This window comes from Methyloceanibacter marginalis (genome assembly GCF_001723295.1).
Lineage (GTDB): Bacteria > Pseudomonadota > Alphaproteobacteria > Rhizobiales > Methyloligellaceae > Methyloceanibacter > Methyloceanibacter marginalis.
Genome location: NZ_LPWD01000315.1, coordinates 1 through 1,537, shown reverse-complemented (window position 1 = coordinate 1,537; position 1,537 = coordinate 1). Strand labels below are relative to the sequence as shown.

At 64.9% G+C, this 1,537-nt stretch carries 3 protein-coding genes and 1 pseudogene; all 4 read left to right on the top strand.

The window, feature by feature from the left end:
• Nucleotides 1–103: 103 nt before the first annotated feature.
• A pseudogene (locus AUC71_RS22765) lies at nucleotides 104–340 on the top strand (peptidylprolyl isomerase); the annotation flags it as partial.
• 40 nt (nucleotides 341–380) lie between these two features.
• Nucleotides 381–587, top strand: a complete 207-nt coding sequence (locus AUC71_RS20330; RefSeq protein WP_204376710.1) for a hypothetical protein — start codon at nucleotides 381–383, stop codon at nucleotides 585–587.
• A 31-nt stretch (nucleotides 588–618) separates the two neighbouring features.
• The gene (locus AUC71_RS11560; RefSeq protein WP_069624387.1) at nucleotides 619–1,080 is read left to right on the top strand and encodes a peptidylprolyl isomerase; all 462 of its coding nucleotides are present in this window, start codon (nucleotides 619–621) and stop codon (nucleotides 1,078–1,080) included.
• Between the two features lie 31 nt (nucleotides 1,081–1,111).
• The coding region (locus tag AUC71_RS11555; protein WP_204376709.1) for a DMT family transporter at nucleotides 1,112–1,537 on the top strand (426 nt) is incomplete at its 3' end.

The window sequence follows — 1,537 nt, the reverse complement described above, 5'->3', positions numbered from 1 at the left end:
GGTCTGAAAGACTTCCTCCGCCAATCTCGGCGATCCGTCGTCGCTCAACAAGAAGGCGCCGGACGTCTACAAGGCCAAGTTCGACACGAGCAAAGGCACCTTCGTGATCGAGGTGCATCGCGACTGGTCGCCCAACGGCGCCGACCGCTTCTACAATCTGGTGAAGAACGGCTTCTTTAACGACGCGCGCTTCTTCCGCGTGATCGACGGCTTCATGGTGCAGTTCGGCATCAGCGGCAACCCGGACCTTTCCGCGGTGTGGCGCGAAGCGCGCATCCCCGACGATCCGGTCAAGCAGAGCAACACCCGCGGCATGGTGAGCTTCGCCACCGCCGGCCCCGGCACCCGCACGACCCAGGTCTTCATCAATTTCGGCGACAATGCCGGTCTCGACGGCCAAGGTTCTCGCCCTTCGGCAGGTGGTCTCCGGCATGGACGTGGTCGATTCCTTCTTCAAGGGCTACGGCGAAGGCGCGCCGCGCGGCCAGGGCCCCGATCAGGGACGCGTGCAGATGGAAGGCAACGCCTATCTGATGACCGACTTTCCCAAGCTCGACTACGTCAAGAAGGCCACCATCGAGCAGTAAGCAAACCCGGCAAACGAAGGAGGCCCTATCCGTGGCAAATCCCGAAGACACCCTCATTCTGGAAACGAGCAAAGGCAACGTCGTGGTCGAGATGCGCCCCGACCTCGCGCCCAAACACGTCGCCCGCATCAAGGAGCTGGCCAAGCAGGGCTTCTATGACGGCGTGCCGTTTCACCGCGTGATCGAGGGTTTCATGGCCCAGACCGGCGATCCGACCGGCACGGGCGCCGGCGGCTCGGGCCAAAAGCTTGGCGCCGAGTTCAACGCCGAGCCGCATACGCGCGGCGCCGTGTCCATGGCCCGGGCGCAGTCGCCGGATTCCGCGGACAGCCAATTCTTCATCGTGTTCGACGACGCCACCTTTCTCGACCGCAAATACACGGTTTGGGGCCGGGTGATCGAAGGCATGGAGAATGTCGACCAGATCAACCGGGGCGAGCCGCCGGCAAATCCCGACAAGATCCTGTCGGCAAAGATCGGCGCAGGAGCCTAAGGGACCGACGATGCAACGAGAGGGGATGCCCATGTGGTTGCCGGGACTTCTGTTGACCGCGGTGGCGCTCGTCGCCGGCGGCATGATCGCCCTGCAAGCGCCCATCAACGCCGAAGCCGCATCCCGCCTTGGGCACCCCATCTCGGCCGCCACGATGTCGTTCTGCGTGGGCACGGTCGCGCTGATCGGGCTCACGCTTCTCTTCGCCCGGAGCAGCACCAATCTCGGCGCGCTGGGCAGCATGCCGCTCTATATGTTGCTGGGGGGCGGTTTGCTCGGCGCGATGTACGTCACGATCACGCTGTTCCTCGCGCCGAAGATCGGCGTGGCCGCCGTGATGGCGCTCGGCATCGCCGGACAGTTGGTCGCCGCGCTGCTGCTCGACCGCTTCGGCATGTTCGACCTGATCGAGCGCGAGCTGAGCCTCGGCCGGGTGGGCGGCGCCGTGCTCGTGCTG